The organism is Bacillus sp. FSL P2-0069, assembly GCF_038593315.1.
GTDB lineage: Bacteria > Bacillota > Bacilli > Bacillales > Bacillaceae > Bacillus > Bacillus safensis.
Genome location: NZ_CP151984.1, coordinates 2452559 through 2473535 on the forward strand (window position 1 = coordinate 2452559; position 20977 = coordinate 2473535).

The following is a 20977-nucleotide window of genomic DNA, read 5'->3' on the forward strand; positions in this document are numbered from 1 at the left end:
TTTGTTTAGCTTTTGTTGAACCCATCTTACGCCGCTTTCCATACAGTGTCAACAGCATTTTTAAAATTATTAGACAATTTAGACTAATCAAAATTAAATGTATACGCTTACACCTTTGCTAGACAAGGAATGAAAAAACTTAAAATTTTTTGTATTTTTTCTTCAATTTATTTACTTTACATGAACGGTTTTCTTTTGAGAAAACTTTTGTGATATTTTTTCACAACATTTTTGATGAATATTGTGAGATTTCTTTGGCTTTGTTTTTCTTTTGGCATGCCTTTCTAAAGCGTTTTCCTATGAATTTATGATAGAATGAGAGCATCTAATAGAAGGAGGGCAATACATGGCTAACATCAGAGGTTATATCGGTACGTATACAAAGGGAGACAGTAAAGGTGTTTATACGTTTACATTAAATACGGACAAGCAGCAGATTGAGCAAGTAGAAGTCGCTGCTGAGCTTGAAAATCCTACATATTTAACCGTGTCAGAGGATCAAAAGTTTGTTTATGCTGTTGTGAAAAAAGGATCACAGGGCGGCCTTGCTGCGTATCAAATTGATTCAACAACAGGCAGACTTCACTTCATCAACCAAGAGCTTGCCGATGGAGCTTCTCCTTGCCACGTCAGCGTGGACAGTCAAACGAAAACGGCGTATACAGCGAACTATCATAAAGGGACAGCAGAGATGTATGAAATCGATGCTGAAAACGGCTCAGTGATCCGCACGCTCTCACAGGCGCAGCATGAAGGAACTGGCCCTAACGAAGATCGTCAGGAAAAACCGCACACTCACTTTATGGGTCTCACGCCAGATGAACAATTTGCAGTGGCTGTTGACCTTGGAACAGATGGAATTTATACGTATAAGAAAGAAGACGGCAAACTTGAGCTTGCTCATACATTTGAAACAAAGCCAGGCAGCGGACCTCGTCATATCACATTCCACCCAACGAAACCTGTGGCATATGTCATGACAGAGCTAAGCTCAGAGGTCATTGTGCTTCGTTACTTTGAAGATGGTCATTTTGAAGAGATCCAAACAATCGCGACCATTCCAAGCGATTTTACGGAGAACAATCAAGGAAGTGCCATTCATGTCTCTTCAGACGGACAATTTGTTTATGCAGGAAATCGCGGTCATGACAGCATTGCGATTTTTAAAACAGACGCTGACGGCCAATTAAGCCTTGTCGAGATTGCTTCTTCTGAAGGAAACTGGCCTAGAGATTTTGTGCTTGATCCAACAGAAGAATTCCTCGTCGGTTCAAACCAAGAATCTAGCAATCTTGTGTTATACAAACGCGACAAAGAAACAGGACGACTCACTGTCTTACAATCAGACATTACCGTCCCTCATCCAGTTTGCGTGAAATTTTTAGGGTAAAGAAAAAAGCCTCCAATAACGGAGGCTTTTCTTTATACAGACGGCATACCGCCATCCTCAAGCTTTTGATCAATCAAAGACGTATCGGTTTTTTCGCCGAACCATTTTGACAGCCTGTCTTTTGCTTTCCCTTTCACATCATCATCAATGTACATTGCTACTTGAAGCAAAGCAAATGTAATGGCTCCTAAATCATCTGTATAGCCGACACCAACCAATGTATCCGGAATGAGATCAAGTGGAAGGATAAAGTAGCCGAGTGCTCCAATAATCAAGGTCTTTGCTTTGACCGGCACTTCGGGTTTTTGCAATGTATAGTAAAGCAATAGCAAAGCATAGACAAGAGAGACACCAGCTTTTTGTGCCGTCTTTTTTAACTTTTCCCAAAAGGCATGATCATTAAAATGCTTCTTCGAACGCTTTAATAGTTCTTTTTTCTCAGAACGATTCATCATATCGCCTCCATCTACAGCATAGCCCTTTACCCTTAGTTATACAAGATATCCGCCGATTCGACAAACAAAAAGCAGCAGAAAGCTGCTGCATTCTACTGCTCTTTGTAAAACTTTTCAATTGCCTTATCGATGTACACCCATCCTTTATAAGACACATGAATCGTATCTTTAAAGAAATAAGGATCGTACTCATGCTTAGTCAAATCAGCGACTTCATACCCATTATCTCGAATTTGACGATTGATTTTTTCATAATAACCTGTACGGCCTTCTTTCGGAAAACCGGTGTAGTCATACCACTTTCCGTTGACAGGAATCGTTACAAACAAAGGCTTTGCCCCTGCCTGTTTTAAAATATCAAGCATGATTTGAAAATCTTTGTATTCTGGTGATTCCGCATAAGAATGACCTTCACGGGAATCCTTCATCTTTTTCATGATCGGTTTCAGCTTGTGGTCAAACAGTTTTTGATTAATATAAAACGGGTTGTCCCCTGCTCTTTTCGCACCAAAAATGCTCGCTTCTTTTTCAAGCTCAGCCCATGTTTTTCCTTTGACTGAAGGAGACGGTTGAAGCTTGCGCTCATGCCCCGATCCAATCGTATAGTACATGTCTTTCTTTTGAAGCATGCCATAGTACATTTTCGCAATAGGAGAAATCGCGCCATAAGCGAACTTGTTCCCAGATAGCTCTGCTTTAAAAAGCTCTGTAATCACCATGTCGTTTTTGACTGCTTTAAACTTCATGATTCTTTTAATCAGTTCTTTTTTCACAGTTGGGTCAATTTCTTTATTATAGGCGAGATTAAGTGCTTGAAGCGCTGAATAGTTAGGTGCAAAGTGATTCTCGTCAGATCCCCATTTCACAAACCACTGCGGGGACACGATAAATACAAGCTTCTTCCCTTTTAATTCATCCATATGCGCTGCGAAGTTCATCGCATGAATTAATGATTGCGATCCACCTTTTCCAATAAGATAAGGTGTAAACCCTTGAGGATTCTCATGAAAGAAATTCGAAGGGTGATATGGATCAAAACGTGATAGTTCAGAAGATCCATAGATCGGCAAATAAGTTGGATCTTTTAGCATTTCATCTTGTAAATAGAGCCCTTGGAACATCCCTGGATCTAATTCTGTGGCTGACTTTTGTAATTTGTCTTTTGGGATCAGGTGTGAGAGCCATGCATTTGGTACAAGAAGAACACCAATGAATAGAACAGCCGCTAAAATAAGCGGCCCAAAAAAACGCTTTTTCATTACTTCATCTCTGCCAGCTGCTCAGCAATATGATTCGGCGTATCCCACACATCACGATCGAATTCTGTAATCGGAACAGTGATTCCGAGTTGACTTTCAATTGCCATAAGCAGTTCTACTGTACCAAATGAATCAAGAAGACCTTCTTCAAAAATCGCAATCTCTGGATTTTCTTTCACAACGTCGTCCTGACAAACCTCTGCAATAATACCGTATACTTGATTTTTAAATTCCATAATTTTCTACTCCCTTAATCATTAATGATGAAATGGTTTTCCTGAAAAAATATAAAATCCGAAACAAATCACATGGAATGTAATAATGATTGACACAATCATTGTGACCTTATTATCCGGCCACCACTTGTGCTTTTTATTCCATTTCTCAAATAAATTGTAACCGGACATGACAACTGCATGATATAGTCCGTAAATAATATATTGAAGGGCAAGGCCATGCCAAGCACCCATCAATAGAAAGAGGACAAAGTACCCAATATTTGATACAGCCATTCGGTTCTTGATCCACTTCTTTTTAGTCATAAAGAACACAAATCTCATAAACACGTAGTCTCTGAACCAGAAGGACAGGGACATATGCCAGCGATTCCAGAAGTCTTTAATGTTTCGGCTGATAAACGGTTTATTAAAGTTCTCTGGCGACTTAATGCCCATAATATAACTCACACCTACAGCAAACATTGTATATCCAGCAAAGTCAAAGAACAAATACATGCTGTAAGCATACATATACGTTAACTGCTGAACAAAGTGACTGCTGCTAATATGATGAATATTCATCAGAATATATGTGTGAATCAGATAACCAATAATGAACTTATATAAGAAGCCAATGAAAATTTTATGAATACCGGCATATAGAAGATCACTGTATGCTTCCTTTTCAGGCGGCGTATCCATATCCTTTTCAAACCGGCGGTAACGGTCAATCGGACCTGATGAAATCGTCGGGAAAAAGACAATGAAATAGACCAAACGGTGAATCGGAATTTTCTTCTTAATCAAGCCGTCTCTTGTCTCAATAATTAACTGAACACCTTTAAATGTTAAGTACGAGATCCCCAAAAAGCTCAGCCAGTTCATTGGCGGCGGCTGGTGCGGCTGATGAGTTAAAAAGAACGGTAAAATCTTTGACAGTACAAGCGGCAAAATAGATGCCACCACTGCTGCATAGAAAACAGATGCCTGATTCGCCTTTAACCTGTATGCAAGGTACAGGCGGATGATGAAGACTTGCCACACCGTGAACAAGAAGAGCAGCAGCGCGCCATGGGCATCCTTTGAGAAAATAAGTGCCAGCGCCACAACCGTTGCAAACATGTTGTAGCCCTGCATTCTTTTGCCGCGAAGACCAAGAATGATCGTCGGCAAAAGAAGAATACCAATTAGAATGAAGAAAAAGAAGGAACTAAACGGAATCATAGAAGAACCTCTTTCGCGATTCTCTTACGGTCAACCTTCCCGTTTGGCGTCATGTACAGCTGCTCAAGATAGACAAACTTTCTTGGGATCATGTACGCTGGCAGTGAATCCGCCATTTCTTTCTTAATCGCGCTTGTCAGCTGATACTCTTTTTCAAATGAATGAGCTGCTGGAACAATCGCTGCTATCAAGTACTCAACATGACCGTTTGGCTGGAATGGCACAATCACACAAGCATTGACATAGGTTGTCTCGCTTACATGATATTCAATTTCTTCAAGCTCCATCCGGTATCCATGAAGCTTAATTTGATAGTCGAGACGGCCATGGCACGTAATTAAACCATCTTGCGCCACACCTGCGTCACCTGTACGGTAAGCAGGACGTCCTTCGTATTCAAGGAACACTTTATCTGTCAAGGCTTGTTCACCTAAATAGCCACTCGTGACGCTTGGCCCCACGATGACAATTTCTCCTTTTTCACCATCAGGAAGTGTCTTGCCTTCTTCATCTAAAATGACGATGTCTGTATCAGGTTTGGCATAGCCTACTGGTAAAGAATCGTGCTGATCAAGAATCTCCTGCGTGACTTCAATCGATGTGATTGCAACAGTTGCTTCAGTTGGACCATACGTATTAAAGACCTGCGCCTTTGGAAAACGCTCCAGAAGTGCACTTGCTACAGCTACAGGAAGCGCCTCACCGCAGAACAAGAAAACTTTCAGCTCAGGTAAAAGCTCCCCTGTAAAGGAAGGGTCCATTAAGCACATTTGCACAAAAGAAGGTGTTGATGTCCACACTTCAACGTCAGATTGACCAAGTGCTGCAAACATATCCTTTGGCTTGTTGACGAGATCTTTTACTAAACAGTAAAGCGTGCCGCCTGATTGAAGCGCTGGATAGAGATCCATCACTGATAAGTCAAAAGAAAATGGTGCTTGATTTAAGAATGTGCTTCCCTCACCAATTGGGAAGTCACGGCACATCCAGTCTGTAAAGCTTTCTAAATTATTGGCTGTTACCTGAACGCCCTTCGGTTTTCCAGTACTGCCAGACGTATAAATAATGTAAAAAACATCATCTTGTTGAACCCACTGCGTGGATGGCGGTGCTTCTTTTTCAAGTGCTAAAAGTGATGCCGCACTCTTCACTTCAATGTGCTCTTCTACATCTAATACATTCTGCTCATTTGCACATATCAATAGACTGGCTTTTGAGCTTTCAATGATAGAGACGATGCGCTCGACAGGTATTGAGATATCGACCGGAATATATGGTCTGCCTGATTTCACACTGCCTAAGAAAGAAATCAGCATCTCTGGCTCCATATGACCGTATACAATGACAGGTTCACTGCCAGCTGCGACTGCATCGATCGCACCAGCCATTTGGTCTGATAAATGCCAAAGCTCATCATATGTGATCGACGCATGTTGAGAAACAAATGCTGGCTGTGTTGGTTTCGTTTGCTGGTATTCATGAATCGTTTGTAATAGTTTCATAATTTAATCTCCAATTAAAAATCGTTGTAAATGAATGATCCCGTATTTGCTGTGTGGAATCCGTAAATAAAGAACAATAATAGCAAAATAAGTAAGTAAAAGCTTGTATATCCTATCCATTTTACAGACTTATTTTCTGATAGCTTTTTGAATAGCATATTGATAACCTCTTTTCTTTTGACACTTATAGAGACGCATGACTCAATCAAAGAGTTTCATATCAAACCATAAAATTTTTAAGAAATACTAAAAAAATGTCGAACCTTGGAACGTCTCTTTTGAGCAAAGCTGTCTTATTGTAACAAAGATTTAATAAATTTGAAATGAAATCCGATCTTAAATTTGCCTTAAAATTGCTGAAACCTGTCGAGAAGCAGCATATTCTTCTTTAGATGTATTCATTAACAGTTAAACCATTAAATAGAGTTCCATATTCATCTGAATTAAGTTACATTAAGTCATATAATAATTAATCTTCTAAATGGGGGTTCTTCTATTGTCAAAAGGACTTATTCATCATATTGAACTAAATGTTTTGAATTTAAAGAATTCGATTATTTTTTGGGGGTGGTTTTTAGAGGAGTTAGGCTACGAGCCGTATCAAACCTGGGAAAGCGGTCGAAGTTGGAAATTGGGAGAAACTTATATCGTTTTCGTACAAACGGAGGAACGATTTATGGACATACCCTATCATAGACGCAGGGCAGGTCTAAACCACCTGGCTTTTCATGCCAGTTCCCGGCAGCAAGTAGATGATATGACTGAAAAGTTAAAAAGCATGGGTGTTAAAATTCTTTATACCGATACACACCCCTTCGCAGGCGGCGATAAACATTACGCTGTTTATTTTGAAGATCCTGATAGAATGAAAGTTGAATTGGTGGCACCTTGATTTAGGTTGACTAGAGAAATAAAAGAACCCATGATTTCATGGGTTTCTTGTCATTGCATGATAAAAAAATCCGTCACAAGGCAAGCTGGTTCTCCGTTTTCATCTAGCCTCCAAAAGCTTGGGTACATCCCGTTGCGCAAGCGCTTCTTCAAATTCCTCGTAAAGATAAAAATCATTGTCCTCTTTATACAGCTTATCCTCATAAGCTTGTAAATATAAAGCCGCCTTCGCATCCATACAACAGCCCATACCCGTATTTACACCGTAACCGAAGAATTCGTCTTCTTTCATATGTTTAAGTTCCTGACCTGCTCTTGTGGCAAGCCCCCATTCTAATGCTTGTACGTTCGTAAACTTGATCATTGCATAGGCTACGCGTTCGTCTCTGCTTTTCAACCGCTTAACCACAAGTAAAATAGGATATTTCCCTAGAGCAACCTTCCTCGTAAACGATTGGTCTCCTTCAGAAACAAAAGGATCACAGGCAACGATATGACCGCTCGTGATCTCGATATGGCCTAGCTGTTTAGCAAATAATTAATCACCTTCTTGGCTACTTGTTGTCTCTCCATTTTCATAAAGTAGGTGTTTTGGATTGATGTTGTACAAGTGACCATTCCTTTCATTGTTTTTCTGGGACGTTTGGGATTATGTACTTTTCCACCATTTAATCTGTCCATTTACTAAGGATAAATTTCAAAGTATGATCATGTATAAAACATCCATTTCCAGTATCAACTCCATAACCAGAGAACTGATCCCCTGAAATCACTTTCTATCTGTCCATTTGATCATGCAAGTTCCTACTTAATACTAGATTCATCTTCTCTTTCTACTATACACTTTAATTTTTTAATTGGAGAATGCATCTTCTGTCTTTTAATATTTCCCCCCTTTGCAATGTCTTTTTCATTAGTAAAAATAAAGGGAATGTTAATTAAAAAACGCCCTTCCAATGAAGGGCTGTGTTATTAACTATTTTCTTTTGAGTATCTCTTAATTAATACTTCGCTAATCCTGCTTACGATATAGATCGTAACTGCTAAAATCAGCATTAACGGACACATGCTTAAACGATCATCTGCAACATATACAATGATCCCCACAATGATAGCCACTACGATTGCCGTTAAAAAATGATTCACCGCCATCTCACCCCTTTGTATAAATCATATACATTTTATTACATAAAAGGTTTAATTGAAATAATCCCCATTAAATCAGCAAGTTTCGTTTGTCAACTCTTAAAGTAGATTGCTATCCCCCTTATGTTGTTCGTGAAATTTCCATATGTTAAAATCAGCTAAAATACCTATCTAAAATACCTATTTAATGGATCAATTAGGATGTCATTAATTGTCACAGAAAAGCACGCCACCCAAAATGTTATTAATTACTTTACCCGGCACTATAGTGGTTTCAAGCTTATTAAAAGACTACAGAAAAAAGAAAAATTAACTCTCATCTTGGGAGCTGTCGTTTATGCAGCTCCCTGTCTGTTTGTGAAAGCTCCAAACTTTAAGGATTTAAGCAAACTTAATGATTCATAAAATAATTAAATGAAATTTGCCAATCATCTTTATAGATTATATATAATTAAAAACAGGTGGAAGTGGGGGTGTTTATTTTGAGAAAAGACATGATAAAAGTTATGTCTACATTGGGTATAGGTTCTATCTTAGTTATATTGGTCCCTTCTCTTTAATTATTTTTGGTATTTGCCTAAAAATCTAATATCTTATGAGCAACAATTAAATCAGATTCATCTTCAACATTTTTATCTAAAACAACAATTGATTCTTTCCATATTTTTTCGTCATCTTTATCAAAATAAAGCTCACGAAATTTTCCTCTTAATCTAACTCCCCCCAATTAATATACTTAAAGATATAAAAAAGACTATCTATTTGATAGTCTTTTTGTTGAATTTAATTAAACTTCACCGTGTTATCTAGCTTACCAGCCACCATACCAGCCGCCATGTGCTCCACCATGTCCTCCACCGTGTCCTCCACCATGTCCTCCACCGTGTCCTCCACCATGTCCTCCACCGTGTCCTCCACCATGTCCTCCACCGTGTCCTCCACCATGTCCTCCACTAGTTTGACATAACGTTCCGGGTTGATTAATTTGAGCAACATCTATAGGACTAACTCTTCTTCTAATTGGAGCACCACCACCTGGAGGATATTGGTCAAATGTCCAAAGGAAGTCATTAGGTGTAGCTGGTAGACCTGCTGGAGAAGCAATCATGTCTACACTTATAAAGCGTACATTACCAAAACATGTACCATTGTTCATCAGAATATCAACATTCTTATTAATCCATTCAGTTCCCGCTCCAGCTGGTTGATAGTGTTGAAATACACGCATTCCTTGCTGCCTATAAGAGTCGTAATTATTATTCACTTATATCTCCTCCTCATTGATAAAAAGACCATTTGTATAAATATATATATGGTTAATTTTCCTGCTTGTTTAGACTAATACCTATATGTAAAAGCCTAATTTTTTTAGATTCAAAAGAATGATTGTTATATGTCCTTTTTGAAACGCATTTACTAATCGAAGGCAACCGTGTAGTGATATCTTTCCTTAGATAACACTTAAGTATATAACACGCTATAGATTATTCTTATCGAGTAACATTATTATATGTCTGATTATTTTTTCACGTTATCGCACTAAACTATGCCTTTTATTCTTCAACTGTTGGTTTATATATTGAATCGCTTATTTCTTTTGGTCATACTAAAAAACCTCCTATACCGTTAGTAAGTCGATATACGGTGTAATTTCTTACATGACCGTTATACTGACCGTTTCACTAAACGATATAAGAGGTTGATTTGACGGGCTTTAGCACCCGATTTATTATACGTCCCAGGAGAGATTCGAACTCCCGACCGACGGCTTAGAAGGCCGTTGCTCTATCCTGCTGAGCTACTGGGACATGTTGTTATGTAGTGTGCTGCGGTGTATTACCTCAGCGACAAGATTTATTATATTACTATTGTTCTTTAAAGTCAACGGTTTTTCGAAAGTTTTTTCATAAGGGGCAAATGCTGCACCCTTATGAAATACCTTCCAATGTGACAGTGTTTTCTAGGTCTTGTATGGCCTGACCTTCGTCCGTGAAAAACTGTACGATTGCTTCGCTTCCATCTAGTGTCAGTATAGCATAGCTGCGCTCTTTTCGCACTCTTGGCAAGTGCACGCTGCCTGGGTTAATGAGGAGTTTTCCTCTTAGCAGTTCACTGCCTGGAATGTGCGAGTGGCCAAAGCAGATAATGTCTGCGCCCAGCTCTTCTGCACGGTAGTAGACTTGAAGCAAGGATTGTTTGATGCCATGCAGATGTCCGTGAGTGAGAAATAGTTTTCCGCCTCCATCAAGTGGGAGCAGGAGCTCTTCTTCAAAATCGCCCATAAAGTCACAATTTCCTTTGACGACTTTGTATCCTTCGAGTGCTGGGTGGTTCGTTTCGAGTTCTGAATCTCCGCAGTGAATCATCATGTCAACTTCAGCCGCATGCCGTTTGGCAATGGTTTGAAGTTCGTCTGTGAGTCCATGACTGTCACTAATGATGAGTATCTTCATGGCTTCATTCCCCCTTATTCATTTGCGTCTAGCAGTGATGAAAGCTTTTGAAGCGCGACCGCTCGATGGCTGATCTTGTTTTTCTCCTCTGGTGATAATTCGGCCATCGTCTGGTCTTTGTCTTTGACGATGAAAATTGGGTCGTATCCGAAGCCATTTTCGCCGATTGGTTTTTCTGCGATGAAGCCTTCTACTGATCCTTCTACCGTCTTTGTTTCTTTTCCCGGTATGCTGACAGCAAGGGCACATCTGAATCTGGCTGTGCGGTCTTCTTTTTCAATGCCTTGAAGTTCGCTCAGCACTTTTTCCACATTCTCCGCATCGTCTTTATGCTCACCTGCGTATCTCGCTGAATACACGCCAGGTTTTCCGCCCAGATAATCAATCGACAGACCGGAATCGTCTGCAATGACCATTTCACCTGCTTTGGCTTGAATGGCCTCCGCTTTGATGATGGCATTTTCTTCGAAGGTTTGTCCTGTTTCTTCAATTTCTTCAGTAAAGCCAATGTCTGCTAGTGTTTTGACCGTGAATCCTTTTGGCTCAAGAATGGCTTTGAATTCTTTCGCTTTGCCCGCATTGTGCGTTGCAATGATGGCTGTTTTCATCCTGATCAAACCCTTCTCTTTATTCGATGACTTCTCCTGTTACTGCTTTTTGCTTTTCGATTAATTCTTTGATGCCCTTTTCGGCTAAATCAAGCAGTCCGTTTAGCTGTTCTCTTGAGAATGTCGCTTCTTCGCCTGTTCCTTGAAGTTCAACAAAGCGACCAGCGCCTGTCATGATGACATTCATATCTACTTCAGCAGAAGAATCTTCTTCATAGTTTAAATCTAACAGAAGACCTTGCTGAGAATCAATTCCGACGGATATCGCCGCTAAATAATCAGTAATCGGGTTTTCTTTGATGACTCCTTCAGCTCGCAGCTTTTGAATCGCAAGTGTCATGGCAACAAAAGCACCTGTGATGGATGCTGTGCGTGTGCCGCCGTCTGCTTGAATAACATCACAATCAATCCAAATGGTGCGTTCGCCAAGCTTTTCTAAGTCAACGACTGCGCGGAGTGCTCGTCCAATTAAACGCTGAATCTCCATGGTACGTCCTGTGACTTTTCCTTTAGATGATTCTCTTATCGTTCTTTGTGCAGTTGCTCTTGGAAGCATGCTATATTCTGCTGTAATCCAGCCTTTTCCTTCTCCTCTTAAAAAAGGAGGTACGCGGTCTTCGATCGATGCGTTACAAATCACCTTCGTATTTCCCGCTGAGATTAAGACAGAGCCTTCTGGATGCGTGATGTAGCCTGCCTCTATTTCAATTTTTCTCAATTCGTCATATTGTCTTTCATCTAATCTCATGTTTTACCTCCGTTACGATATACATTCCTCGCGAGTGCCAGCGGGGTTCTCCTACTAACTTTGACAACCTCAGCTCGTTCTAATCGCTTGGAATAAAAAAGAGGCAGCGAATATGCATGCCTCTTTTTCTCCATTATATCAATGTGTGACGTTAAAAACTACCTGTATTCACTTGTTCTGGTCGTGAAACCGGCTTTGTGAGCTCTGCTCCTTTTTCGTTCACAAGCTCAGCCTTGCCGTTCACCTTGACAGATACGCTTTTGACGTCCGGCAGCTCGGTTAATGTGAGCACAATGCTATCAAGAACTTTTTGTGAAATAACCTTTTTCTTTTCATCCGCACTGCCAAAAATAGATTCGTTGAAATCAAGTGTCACATGGCCATCTTTTACTTTTGGTACATCATTCAGCTTCACATCTTGATCAAAGTCTGTAAGCAGATGGCTTTTTTTGCTTGGTCCAGAGACGAGCTCATCAATTGCTGCTGTAATCGGATCATCCTCGTCTTTTGGCGCTCTTTTGGTCACCGGAACGTAGTACGTCTGTTCATCAGATTCAGCTAAATAGTAAACCGTCACTGGCTTTGTCGCTGTCATATCAGCAGCAGCCTCGTGCTGGATATTAATACCGTCTTCTCTGCTTAAATCATCTGAGATAGGTGTACCGTTCACTGGCATTTCTTTTAGTTCATGTCCATTCATCTTCAATTTGACTTTGGCTATGGAATCAAACTGAGTTAACGTCCAAGTGACAGATTGCAAAATGCGCTGCTCGTCTTCTTTTTTATAGTTTTTAAATTCATTTGAAAAATCGACAACCGCCGTTCCGTCTTTAATATCGACAGATACGCGCGTATCCGCTGGCAGCACTGCTCTGAAGCCATTCGGCATTAAGTTAGAAATAGGTCCCCCGTCCACGAGATATTCAAGGGTTTGTTTGGCACTTCCTTCATTTTTCGGCAGTGGAATGGATTGAGATACGACATACCCGTTTTTATCAATTAAATATAATTCTCTCATGACCGTATCTGCCTGCTTCTCTTCTTTTCCTTCTTTGGCTGTTTGTTTATCTTCTTTATTTTCTTTCACATATGTGACGTTTTGTGGTGGATCAATCTCTGTTTTCGCTTGGTCTGTTTGAAACAATCCGCATCCTGACAAAAGCATGGCTGACGCGATACACGTAACAGCTGCTGTAGATCCTTTTTTCAGCATACTTCACCCTCCTCTAGTAGTTTGTACTACTATGTATACGAGCTCCCCCAGAGGATTAGACCCTTTTCATAAAAAAATAACCCACTTCAAATAGAAGCGGGTTATTGCTGGTAGATGTGTTCAAGTGACACGGTTTCGACCTTCCCTGGCAGGTAGCCAAACCAGTCACGAGCGATGTTTTGAAAATTTTGCTGCTGCCCTGTTGTGTAAAATGTATGGACAGGCGTTTCTTTAGAGGTATTTAACAGCCCTTTATATGAAAGAATCGTACTTGCTTCTCTCGCTGTCTCATCTCCTGATGAAATAATGCTGACATCACTGCCCATAAAGCGCTGAATCGGCTCTTTTAAAATCGGATAGTGTGTGCAGCCAAGAATAAGAGTGTCAATTCCTGTTTCTTTCATCGGTTCAAGGGAATCTTTCACCACTGCCTCTGCTGTCTGATCTAAAAACGTACCGCTTTCCACAAATGGGACAAGGAGCGGACACGCCAGACTTTGAACCGTTAGACCTGCTTTTAGTGACAGCAGCGCTTCTTTGTATGCCTCGCTTTTGATCGTATTGATAGTGCCAATAACGCCAATATGCTGGTTGTTTGTCACCTTGATCGCTGTACGGGCACCAGGCTGAATGACGCCAATGACCGGAATATCAAGCGTTGCTTTAATTTCATCCAGTGCGATCGCCGTTGCTGTGTTGCATGCAATGACGAGCATTTTAATATGGTGGTGTTTTAGTAAGTAGTGTGCCATTTCCCACGTATATTGAAGAACTTCTTCTTCTTTCCGCGGGCCATATGGACATCGTTTTGTATCGCCTACATAAATGATTTTTTCTTTTGGCAGTTGTCTCATGATTTCCTTTGCAACGGTTAAACCGCCGACGCCGGAATCAATGACGCCGATTGGTTGATCCAACAAAATCGCCTCATTTTCTTTTCATTTGCTGCTGTAGTTTCGTTAAGGATTGGTTGAAAACGATGGCTTCTTCTTCTGAGAAAGCCCCTAGAAGTTCACTGACGTATTCTTGGCGTTTAGCAATCACTTCTTGAATGATCCGCTCGCCTTCAGGCAATAAATGAATGCGAACCACGCGGCGGTCAGATGGATCTTTCACCCGTTCGACAAGTTCACTTTTTTCCATTCTATCAATTAAATCAGTGGTTGTGCTGCAAGCCAAGTACATCTTTTGTGACAGCTCACCTATTGTCATATCTCCGAATTCATAAAGCCACTGAAGCCCGATGAATTGTGGAGGTGTAATCGTATATTGATTCAGGATTTCTCTGCCTTTTTGCTTAATAATTGCGGCAATGTGGCGTAATGATTTTTCAATCTCTGCAACATGGCCTGATTCATTCGTTTCCATTTTATTGATACCTCACTATAGCATCTCACTTTGATTAAAACGTACATGTCTATTTTCCTCGTTTTTCAAAGAAAATGCAAGAAGAGACTCATGGAAACCATATAGAAATAACCGGTTCCTTCCCGATATGGAAGGAAAACCGGCTGACTTTAGAGCTCTAGCTCACCCATACGCAGAAGCTCGACTACAGCCTGTGAACGGCCTTTGACTCCTAGCTTTTGCATGGCATTCGAAATATGATTTCGAACAGTCTTTTCGCTAATAAAAAGCTCGCTTGCAATTTCTTTTGTTGTTTTATCTTGGACGAGCAATTCGAATACTTCTCTTTCTCTTTTGGTTAATAGCGGCTTGGATTGAAACTCTTTCTCCTTCAAGTATTGTAACCCTCCTTGCTAAGGTGAGAGCTCTAGTCTCTATAGAATGGGATTCTGTATAGTCGAGATATCATATGCCGGGTGCCTGAGGTAGGTGACGTTAAAATCAAGAAATCCCGCATATCAGCGTCCAATTTCTACGCTTTCATCCACGCAAAAAAGGACGAGTCTCCTCCCCGAGACATCGTCCTTTTTTTGCGTGGTATTTAAAAGATTGAAATGGCGCCTGTTAACAATGCAATAAGTGTTGTAAAAAGGGCAGTTAACACGGTCCATAGCAGTGCATATTTTTGCAAATCACCAATATCTTTGTTCAGCATACTGACAAGCAGCAGTGTTGAAGCGACAAGTGGGCTCAGTAAGTGGACAGGCTGTCCTATGATAGAAGCACGTGCAATCTCCACCGGATCAATCCCGTAAGCTGCGCCGGCTTCAGCCAAGATCGGCAGCACCCCGAAATAGTAAGCATCATTTGAAAGAATAAATGTAAATGGCATACTCGTCAAAGCAACAATCAGCGGGAAAAATGAGCTGTAGGAATCAGGAATCATGTAAATGACCAAATTGGCAATGGCCTCAACCATCTTTGTTCCTGAGAAGATCCCTGTGAAAATTCCTGCTGCAAATACAAGTGTGATAACCGTTAATGCATTTCCTGCATGCGATAAAATTCGCTCGCGCTGATCTTCAACCTTTGGATAGTTAATCATGAGAGCGATGACAAATCCAATTAAGAAGAGTACAGGAATTGGGATGATATCCAGGACTAGTGTGACCATGACAGCAATTGTAAGGAAGAAGTTAATCCAAATCAGATTCGGCCTTTTGATATCGGCTACTCCATCCTCAATTGACGCAGCCAATTCAGGAGAAATGGACGGCTCTTCTTTGTACTGAATCTCTGCAATCCCAATCCGTTTTCTTTCTTTTTTTCCAAGTACGTAAGCAGTAAAAAGTATAAAAAGACCGCCTCCAACCATCGTTGGGAGTAATGGAATGAAAAATTCGCCTGCATCTAATCCAAGCGCCGCGATAGCACGAGTAGCCGGACCGCCCCATGGCGTCATTCCGCTCATAATTCCTAATGATAATAATGAAATTGTTCCTAAAATTAATGGGTTCATCCCAATTCTTAAGAAAAGTGGCAGCATAGCTGATACGGTAATCATATACGTTGTTGTTCCGTCACCATCTAATGCAACAAGCATAGACAAAATCGCTACCCCAAAAGCAATTTTGACAGGATCACCTTTTACAATACGTAGAATGAGTTTAATCAGAGGATCAAACAATCCAGCATCCAGCATGACACCGAAGAATAAAATCGCAAATAACAATAAAGCAGCTGATGGTGCAACAGTTTTCAGTCCATCAAGCATCATGTCCCCTAATCCTTTGTTAAAGCCACCGATCAATGCAAATATGATAGGTACAACGGTTAGAGCCACCACCGGATGCATACGTTTAGTCATAATGAGAAATGTAAATGTCAAGACCATCAAGATCCCTAAAATAGCTAGCACTTTATATCCCTCCATCCTCTTCTTTACATGATCTGCAAGCGCCCCCTTGCACTTGCGATCTATATGTTAGCGCTTTCTATTTCAAGGATATAATAGCTTTTTTTATAATGAAAATATCGATTTTTTCGTATATTCAATAAATTCCTTTTATAATCAACCTTGCTGATTTCTTAAAAACTCAATGAACGCTTTCACAACAGACAAATGAAGTGAGTCTGGCTGGTACATGAGCCATGTATCTCTTAAAACAGGCTGTCCATCTTTATACGAAAGACCTTTTACAAATAACTCATCACTTGGTCTGAGGCAAATTTCTGGGACAATGGCATAGCCTAAACCATGCTTCACCATCTCTTTTGATGTATCCTGACGGTCTGTCTCCATCGTGACAAGCGGAGGCATTGTGAAAGTTTCCTGCCACCATCTGTTAATCAGCCGTTTCAATGAACTGTCTGTATGATAGTCAATGAGCGGCAGATTCGGGAGATCCTTTAGCTGGATTTCTGATTTTGAAATGATGCAAAGACGCTCTTTATCGAGCAAAAAACGCTCTCCATTCCAGTCATAATCGCCTCTTAAAATCCCTAAATGCACACTTGATGTTCCTAATAAATCCATTACCTTTGTGCTCCAGCCTGTGTTGACCATAAATTGAACATGTGGATACTGCTTAGAAAATTCTTTTAATATTTCTGGCAGTTTATACTGGGCAAAGTTACTTGAGACCCCTAACCGGATCGTCCCTTTGACCTTTTTTTGCATATTGAGCATGCCATCTTTTGTTTGCTGCAGCTGTTTGAGCATGTCATTTGCATATTTAGCCAAGTATTCGCCCTCTGATGTAAATTCAATTCCTCGTTTTCTTTTAAAGAAAAGCTTCATATCAAACTCCTCTTCAAGCTGTTTCAAACGATAGCTTAGGGCAGGCTGAGAGACAAATAATTTTTCTGCCGCTTTTGTGATGTTCTTTTCTTCATAAAGTACCTTTAAAAACCGCCAATCTTTTTCATCCATTGTTTGTCCTCCTTTTTTACTAATTATAAAATAATTTTATTGATTTCTCTTAAAATAATGTATTTAACTTATTTCTTATTATACTTTACCATTTTGGTTAGATAAACAGTTTATTAAAAATTGAGGGTGAGAGTAATGAGAAAAGTTCCAATCACAATCATGCGAGGCGGTACAAGCAAAGGGGTATTCATTCACGCGAACAATGCACCATATGAACACGATGAGCTCGAAGCATTTCTATTAGACATTATGGGCAGCCCTGACCGGCTGCAGGTCGATGGAATCGGCGGCGGTAATTCTTTAACAAGCAAAGTGGCGATCATCGATAAAGCCACACGCCCGGATGTGGATGTGAACTATACATTTGCACAAGTCAGCATTAATGAGAGATATGTCGACTTTAAAGGAAACTGCGGGAACATCTCATCAGCCGTTGGGCCGTATGCGATCATTAAAGGACTTGTTCAAGCTGTTGAGCCCATTACGACTGTACGTATCCTCAATACCAATACAAATAAAGTCATTACGGCAGAGGTCGAGGTCGAAAATGGAGAAGTAAAATTTGAAGGACAGGCAGAAATTCCAGGCGTAAAAGGAACTGGTTCTCCCATTTATTTATCCTTTGAGAAACCTGAAGGCGCTGTCACAGGTAAAACCTTTCCAACTGGAAACAAAATTGATACGATTCAAACAAAGTTTGGCGAGATTCCAATCTCGATCGTTGACATTGCAAACCCAATTGCCTTTATTCGCGCGAAAGATATTCAATTAAAAGGAACTGAATTGCCTGAAGAGTTTACAGACGAATTACTGGATGATTTAGAAGAAATTCGTTCCCTTGCTGCTGAAATGTGTCATTTTGCACCAAAAGAAATGGCCACATTACAGTCTCCAGCTGTTCCAAAGCTTGCGCTCATCAGCAAGCCTGCTGATTATGTAGATACAAATGGAATCTTGAGACGAGCAGAAGATATGGACATCATCGTTCGTATGCTATCAATGCAAAGACCGCACCAAGCACTTGCCATTACCGGCTCTGTCTGCGTGACAGCCAGCTGTTTCCTGGATGAAACGCTTCCTTCTCAGCTGTTCCAAGGTCAAGATGACACCCTTCGTATTGGGCATCCTGCCGGGATTATGCAAACGGAAATTGACATCTCTCAAAACAGAGTCAAAGTCATTCGAACCGCAAGAGAAATTCTAGACGGAGTTGTTTTCACAAAACAAGACTATGTGATTCAGCCTCATATTAAAAGAGAAGCTTAAAGCAGACGAGAATATCGTCTGCTCAGATTGTTGACAAAGGGCTAAAATGATCTTGATTTTAGCCCTTTGTCTTCTTTTCAGCGTGATAGAAAACCTTTGCAGCCCTAACCGGAGCGGAGCGAATATGACATTCGTGAGCACTGGAACACAGTCCTGACAACGAATGCGAGGGTTTGTCTACGCGCTGAAGCGGTGCATCGATATCTCCGGCAGAATGAGCTTTTATCTGCCCTTTCTCATCTTTGAGCTGGAGATGACCGTAGCGGTTGACTCCGCAGCAAATGCCCTCTTCCCATGTTTGTTTTTCACGGTCTAACGAGATCCGCAGCGGTTTATGAAGACGATATAACCGTTTGTTATAGAGGGAAGTGAGTGCTTCAAACCCTTCATTCTTCCAGCGTGTATGATATTTTTCAAAAGCGGCGGCAAGTTCCTTCACAAGCTGATCGGCTTTTACCTCTGTAAGCTCTGATAGGCAAATGGTTTTGTACGGAACATGCTCTGGCTTTGTCTTCACATTGATGCCAACCCCGATATAAATGGCGGTACGGTCCGCTTCAATCAATGTGCCTGATACCTTTGCTTCATTGATGAGAATATCATTTGGCCATTTGATCGCCAGCTGATCCTCAGCCCTGATGAGAGGTTTGAGTACATCGTAGATCGCTAGTGCCGTCAGCGGAGCGATCGTTGACTGGGTGGAGAGTTCTTCTGGCGGCAAAACTGTCATGGTCACAGCGACATTCCCTGCAGGCGTTTCCCACGGTCTGCCTAGCCTGCCTCTTCCTTCTGTCTGCTGATGTGCATAGACAGCAAATGAAGGTTTTTCTCCTTTTTGCATAAGCCTTTTTGCTTCATTATTTGTACTATCAATGGTGTCATATTGAAAAATCTTCATGTGTTCTCCTTTTGTTTCTTCTTGATATGATCCTTTTATTATAACAAAATGAAGCTTACACGATGATGAGGGCTCTATGTTATTTATTTCGTTGAGCTTGAAATGTCTCTTTTTCTTCCTCTGTAAATGGGACAGGTGCGCCTGTTTCTTTATTAATTTGCACCATGGTGACTGAGCCGGTAAAGCATGGTTCCTGCTGCTCGTTTTCTCCTAAATAATGAAGGATGAGTGAGCTTGATCCGACTTTTTCTGGCTTTACATACACACGAAGCCGCTCCCCTATCTCCACCTGTTTGATGTAATCACATTGCAGGTTTGCCACGACTGTAATCGTCTCTTTCACTCGTTTCATTCGTTTATCAACAATTCCCGTTTTTTGAAAAAAGGCAATCCGTGCTTCTTCAAAATATACAAAAGGGGTGACATTGTTCATATGGCCAAACATATCCGTTTCTGAAAAACGGACAGTCGTTTCGACATAAAATCGAAAGGATGCTCTCCATTCTTCAAATGGTTCCTCAATATATGATGGAAGTCTCACTTCATCATCTCCTTATTCATCAATAAACGCCTCTCCCATATTGGAAGAGGCGTTTATTTTGTGTTCCATCCAGCCTCTTGTAAACACTCATCATGATTGGCAAAGAGGACTGAATGTGATGTTATTCTGCGTGATCGCTTCCGAAGAAGTTACGGAAAGCTTGTAATGTTGTATCTCGGTTAAGTGCTGCAATTGACGTTGTCAGCGGGATTCCTTTCGGACAAGCCTGCACACAGTTTTGAGAGTTCCCGCAGTTCGCAAGACCGCCGTCTCCCATAATTTCTTCTAGACGGTCTGACTTATTCATCGCACCTGTCGGATGTGCGTTAAATAGACGAACTTGCGAAAGCGGTGCAGGGCCCATAAAGGAAGACTTATCATTCACGTTTGGACAAGCTTCAAGGCAGACACCACATGTCATACATTTAGAAAGCTCGTACGCCCATTGACGTTTTTTCTCAGGCATTCTTGGTCCAGGTCCAAGATCATATGTGCCATCGATCGGCACCCATGCTTTCACTTTTTTCAAGGAGTTGAACATGCGGCTTCTATCAACCTGCAAGTCTCTCACGACCGGGAATGTCTTCATCGGCTGAAGACGGATCGGCTGATCTAACTGGTCAATCAAGGCTGTACATGACTGACGCGGTTTTCCATTAATGACCATGGAACAAGCTCCGCACACCTCTTCAAGACAGTTCATGTCCCAGTTGATCGCCGTTGTTTTTTCACCTTGTTTATTGACCGGGTTACGTCTAATTTCCATGAGTGCGGAAATGACGTTCATATTTGGGCGGTAAGGGATTTCGAATTCCTCATCATAAGGCTTTCCATCTGCTGTATCCTGACGTGTGATAATGAATTGAATTGTGTTTTTTTCACTCAT

The 20977-nt window shown here is 40.9% G+C and carries 23 protein-coding genes, 1 tRNA gene and 1 pseudogene; 3 read left to right on the forward strand and 22 right to left on the reverse strand.

The genetic code is table 11. The features are described from left to right. Positions 1-346 precede the first annotated feature (346 nt). A complete protein-coding gene (locus NSQ34_RS12550) occupies positions 347-1390 on the forward strand; it encodes a lactonase family protein (protein WP_034621158.1) in 1044 nt (347 codons plus the stop codon). A gap of 32 nt (positions 1391-1422) precedes the next feature. On the opposite strand, the gene NSQ34_RS12555 is transcribed toward NSQ34_RS12550, so the two are convergent. The 6 genes from NSQ34_RS12555 to NSQ34_RS12580 all read right to left on the reverse strand — a co-directional run bounded on the left by NSQ34_RS12555 (position 1423) and on the right by NSQ34_RS12580 (position 6212). Beyond that, on the reverse strand, positions 1423-1842 hold the full coding sequence (locus tag NSQ34_RS12555) for a DUF1232 domain-containing protein (RefSeq protein ID WP_041115074.1): 420 nt from the start codon (positions 1840-1842) through the stop codon (positions 1423-1425). A 95-nt stretch (positions 1843-1937) separates the two neighbouring features. Next, the gene (dltD, locus tag NSQ34_RS12560; protein WP_025092477.1) at positions 1938-3104 is read right to left on the reverse strand and encodes a D-alanyl-lipoteichoic acid biosynthesis protein DltD; all 1167 of its coding nucleotides are present in this window, start codon (positions 3102-3104) and stop codon (positions 1938-1940) included. Further along, positions 3104-3340 carry a D-alanine--poly(phosphoribitol) ligase subunit 2 gene (gene dltC / locus NSQ34_RS12565; protein WP_024423191.1) on the reverse strand — a complete coding sequence of 79 codons (237 nt, stop codon included), beginning with the start codon at positions 3338-3340 and terminating at the stop codon, positions 3104-3106. Before dltC ends, dltD begins: the two co-directional genes overlap by 1 nt. A 21-nt stretch (positions 3341-3361) precedes the next feature. Then, positions 3362-4546, reverse strand: a complete 1185-nt coding sequence (gene dltB / locus NSQ34_RS12570; RefSeq protein WP_342500938.1) for a D-alanyl-lipoteichoic acid biosynthesis protein DltB — start codon at positions 4544-4546, stop codon at positions 3362-3364. Next, positions 4543-6048: a D-alanine--poly(phosphoribitol) ligase subunit DltA gene (gene dltA, locus NSQ34_RS12575; RefSeq protein WP_268456574.1), complete on the reverse strand. Its 1506-nt coding sequence runs from the start codon at positions 6046-6048 to the stop codon at positions 4543-4545. Before dltA ends, dltB begins: the two co-directional genes overlap by 4 nt. Before the next feature lie 14 nt (positions 6049-6062). Continuing rightward, complete coding sequence (locus tag NSQ34_RS12580) at positions 6063-6212, reverse strand: teichoic acid D-Ala incorporation-associated protein DltX (RefSeq protein ID WP_024427820.1); 150 nt, start codon at positions 6210-6212, stop codon at positions 6063-6065. 332 nt (positions 6213-6544) lie between these two features. On the opposite strand from NSQ34_RS12580, the gene NSQ34_RS12585 reads away from it, so the two are divergent. Next, on the forward strand, positions 6545-6940 hold the full coding sequence (locus tag NSQ34_RS12585; RefSeq protein WP_125586712.1) for a VOC family protein: 396 nt from the start codon (positions 6545-6547) through the stop codon (positions 6938-6940). A 99-nt stretch (positions 6941-7039) separates the two neighbouring features. Here the strand turns inward: NSQ34_RS12585 and NSQ34_RS12590 are convergent, their stop codons facing one another. From NSQ34_RS12590 to NSQ34_RS12650, 13 genes are all read right to left on the reverse strand, one after another. Then, positions 7040-7453, reverse strand: coding sequence for a DUF4241 domain-containing protein (locus NSQ34_RS12590; protein WP_326134122.1), 414 nt, complete (start codon positions 7451-7453; stop codon positions 7040-7042). Between the two features lie 458 nt (positions 7454-7911). Continuing rightward, positions 7912-8091: a hypothetical protein gene (locus NSQ34_RS12595; protein WP_268423531.1), complete on the reverse strand. Its 180-nt coding sequence runs from the start codon at positions 8089-8091 to the stop codon at positions 7912-7914. An 805-nt stretch (positions 8092-8896) separates the two neighbouring features. Continuing rightward, positions 8897-9349 (reverse strand): hypothetical protein, encoded by a 453-nt coding sequence (locus NSQ34_RS12600; protein ID WP_342500939.1) that lies wholly within the window; start codon positions 9347-9349, stop codon positions 8897-8899. 470 nt (positions 9350-9819) lie between these two features. Then, positions 9820-9893 (reverse strand) — tRNA-Arg (locus tag NSQ34_RS12605). Between the two features lie 120 nt (positions 9894-10013). Then, positions 10014-10538 carry a metallophosphoesterase gene (locus NSQ34_RS12610; protein ID WP_268456575.1) on the reverse strand — a complete coding sequence of 175 codons (525 nt, stop codon included), beginning with the start codon at positions 10536-10538 and terminating at the stop codon, positions 10014-10016. Positions 10539-10552: 14 nt separating this feature from the next. Then, positions 10553-11155, reverse strand: coding sequence for an XTP/dITP diphosphatase (locus NSQ34_RS12615; RefSeq protein WP_162860205.1), 603 nt, complete (start codon positions 11153-11155; stop codon positions 10553-10555). A 10-nt stretch (positions 11156-11165) separates the two neighbouring features. Continuing rightward, entirely contained in the window at positions 11166-11894 is a 729-nt protein-coding gene (gene rph / locus NSQ34_RS12620) for a ribonuclease PH (RefSeq protein ID WP_024427165.1), read from the reverse strand. A gap of 151 nt (positions 11895-12045) precedes the next feature. Continuing rightward, entirely contained in the window at positions 12046-13107 is a 1062-nt protein-coding gene (locus NSQ34_RS12625) for a GerMN domain-containing protein (protein ID WP_024423204.1), read from the reverse strand. Between the two features lie 101 nt (positions 13108-13208). Further along, positions 13209-14024 (reverse strand): glutamate racemase, encoded by an 816-nt coding sequence (racE, locus tag NSQ34_RS12630; protein WP_024423205.1) that lies wholly within the window; start codon positions 14022-14024, stop codon positions 13209-13211. A 10-nt stretch (positions 14025-14034) separates the two neighbouring features. Further along, complete coding sequence (locus NSQ34_RS12635) at positions 14035-14475, reverse strand: MarR family transcriptional regulator (RefSeq protein ID WP_024423206.1); 441 nt, start codon at positions 14473-14475, stop codon at positions 14035-14037. A 149-nt stretch (positions 14476-14624) separates the two neighbouring features. Continuing rightward, positions 14625-14849: a spore germination transcription factor GerE gene (gene gerE / locus NSQ34_RS12640; protein ID WP_003184172.1), complete on the reverse strand. Its 225-nt coding sequence runs from the start codon at positions 14847-14849 to the stop codon at positions 14625-14627. Positions 14850-15055: 206 nt separating this feature from the next. Continuing rightward, entirely contained in the window at positions 15056-16372 is a 1317-nt protein-coding gene (locus tag NSQ34_RS12645; RefSeq protein ID WP_342500940.1) for a citrate:proton symporter, read from the reverse strand. A 153-nt stretch (positions 16373-16525) separates the two neighbouring features. Further along, positions 16526-17386 (reverse strand): LysR family transcriptional regulator, encoded by an 861-nt coding sequence (locus tag NSQ34_RS12650; protein ID WP_024423208.1) that lies wholly within the window; start codon positions 17384-17386, stop codon positions 16526-16528. Between the two features lie 135 nt (positions 17387-17521). Here NSQ34_RS12650 and NSQ34_RS12655 point away from each other — a divergent pair, with 135 nt between their 5' ends. After that, positions 17522-18652, forward strand: a complete 1131-nt coding sequence (locus NSQ34_RS12655; RefSeq protein ID WP_342500941.1) for a PrpF domain-containing protein — start codon at positions 17522-17524, stop codon at positions 18650-18652. 184 nt (positions 18653-18836) lie between these two features. On the opposite strand, the pseudogene NSQ34_RS12660 reads toward NSQ34_RS12655, so the two are convergent. From NSQ34_RS12660 to sdhB, 3 genes and pseudogenes are all read right to left on the reverse strand, one after another. Continuing rightward, a pseudogene (locus tag NSQ34_RS12660) lies at positions 18837-19550 on the reverse strand (biotin--[acetyl-CoA-carboxylase] ligase); the annotation flags it as partial. A 79-nt stretch (positions 19551-19629) separates the two neighbouring features. Next, positions 19630-20091: a thioesterase family protein gene (locus tag NSQ34_RS12665; RefSeq protein WP_065214556.1), complete on the reverse strand. Its 462-nt coding sequence runs from the start codon at positions 20089-20091 to the stop codon at positions 19630-19632. Between the two features lie 121 nt (positions 20092-20212). Next, positions 20213-20977, reverse strand: a complete 765-nt coding sequence (gene sdhB / locus NSQ34_RS12670; RefSeq protein ID WP_046311996.1) for a succinate dehydrogenase iron-sulfur subunit — start codon at positions 20975-20977, stop codon at positions 20213-20215.

What these genes read in the sequence shown, in the direction of transcription:
- NSQ34_RS12550 (WP_034621158.1), top strand. Translation starts at nt 347, where the DNA reads ATGGCTAACATCAGAGGTTATATCGGTACGTATACAAAGGGAGACAGT.
- NSQ34_RS12555 (WP_041115074.1), bottom strand. Translation starts at nt 1,842, where the DNA reads ATGAATCGTTCTGAGAAAAAAGAACTATTAAAGCGTTCGAAGAAGCAT.
- dltD (WP_025092477.1), bottom strand. Translation starts at nt 3,104, where the DNA reads ATGAAAAAGCGTTTTTTTGGGCCGCTTATTTTAGCGGCTGTTCTATTC.
- dltC (WP_024423191.1), bottom strand. Translation starts at nt 3,340, where the DNA reads ATGGAATTTAAAAATCAAGTATACGGTATTATTGCAGAGGTTTGTCAG.
- dltB (WP_342500938.1), bottom strand. Translation starts at nt 4,546, where the DNA reads ATGATTCCGTTTAGTTCCTTCTTTTTCTTCATTCTAATTGGTATTCTT.
- dltA (WP_268456574.1), bottom strand. Translation starts at nt 6,048, where the DNA reads ATGAAACTATTACAAACGATTCATGAATACCAGCAAACGAAACCAACA.
- NSQ34_RS12595 (WP_268423531.1), bottom strand. Translation starts at nt 8,091, where the DNA reads ATGGCGGTGAATCATTTTTTAACGGCAATCGTAGTGGCTATCATTGTG.
- NSQ34_RS12610 (WP_268456575.1), bottom strand. Translation starts at nt 10,538, where the DNA reads ATGAAGATACTCATCATTAGTGACAGTCATGGACTCACAGACGAACTT.
- rph (WP_024427165.1), bottom strand. Translation starts at nt 11,894, where the DNA reads ATGAGATTAGATGAAAGACAATATGACGAATTGAGAAAAATTGAAATA.
- NSQ34_RS12625 (WP_024423204.1), bottom strand. Translation starts at nt 13,107, where the DNA reads ATGCTGAAAAAAGGATCTACAGCAGCTGTTACGTGTATCGCGTCAGCC.
- NSQ34_RS12635 (WP_024423206.1), bottom strand. Translation starts at nt 14,475, where the DNA reads ATGGAAACGAATGAATCAGGCCATGTTGCAGAGATTGAAAAATCATTA.
- NSQ34_RS12650 (WP_024423208.1), bottom strand. Translation starts at nt 17,386, where the DNA reads ATGGATGAAAAAGATTGGCGGTTTTTAAAGGTACTTTATGAAGAAAAG.
- NSQ34_RS12655 (WP_342500941.1), top strand. Translation starts at nt 17,522, where the DNA reads ATGAGAAAAGTTCCAATCACAATCATGCGAGGCGGTACAAGCAAAGGG.
- sdhB (WP_046311996.1), bottom strand. Translation starts at nt 20,977, where the DNA reads ATGAGTGAAAAAAACACAATTCAATTCATTATCACACGTCAGGATACA.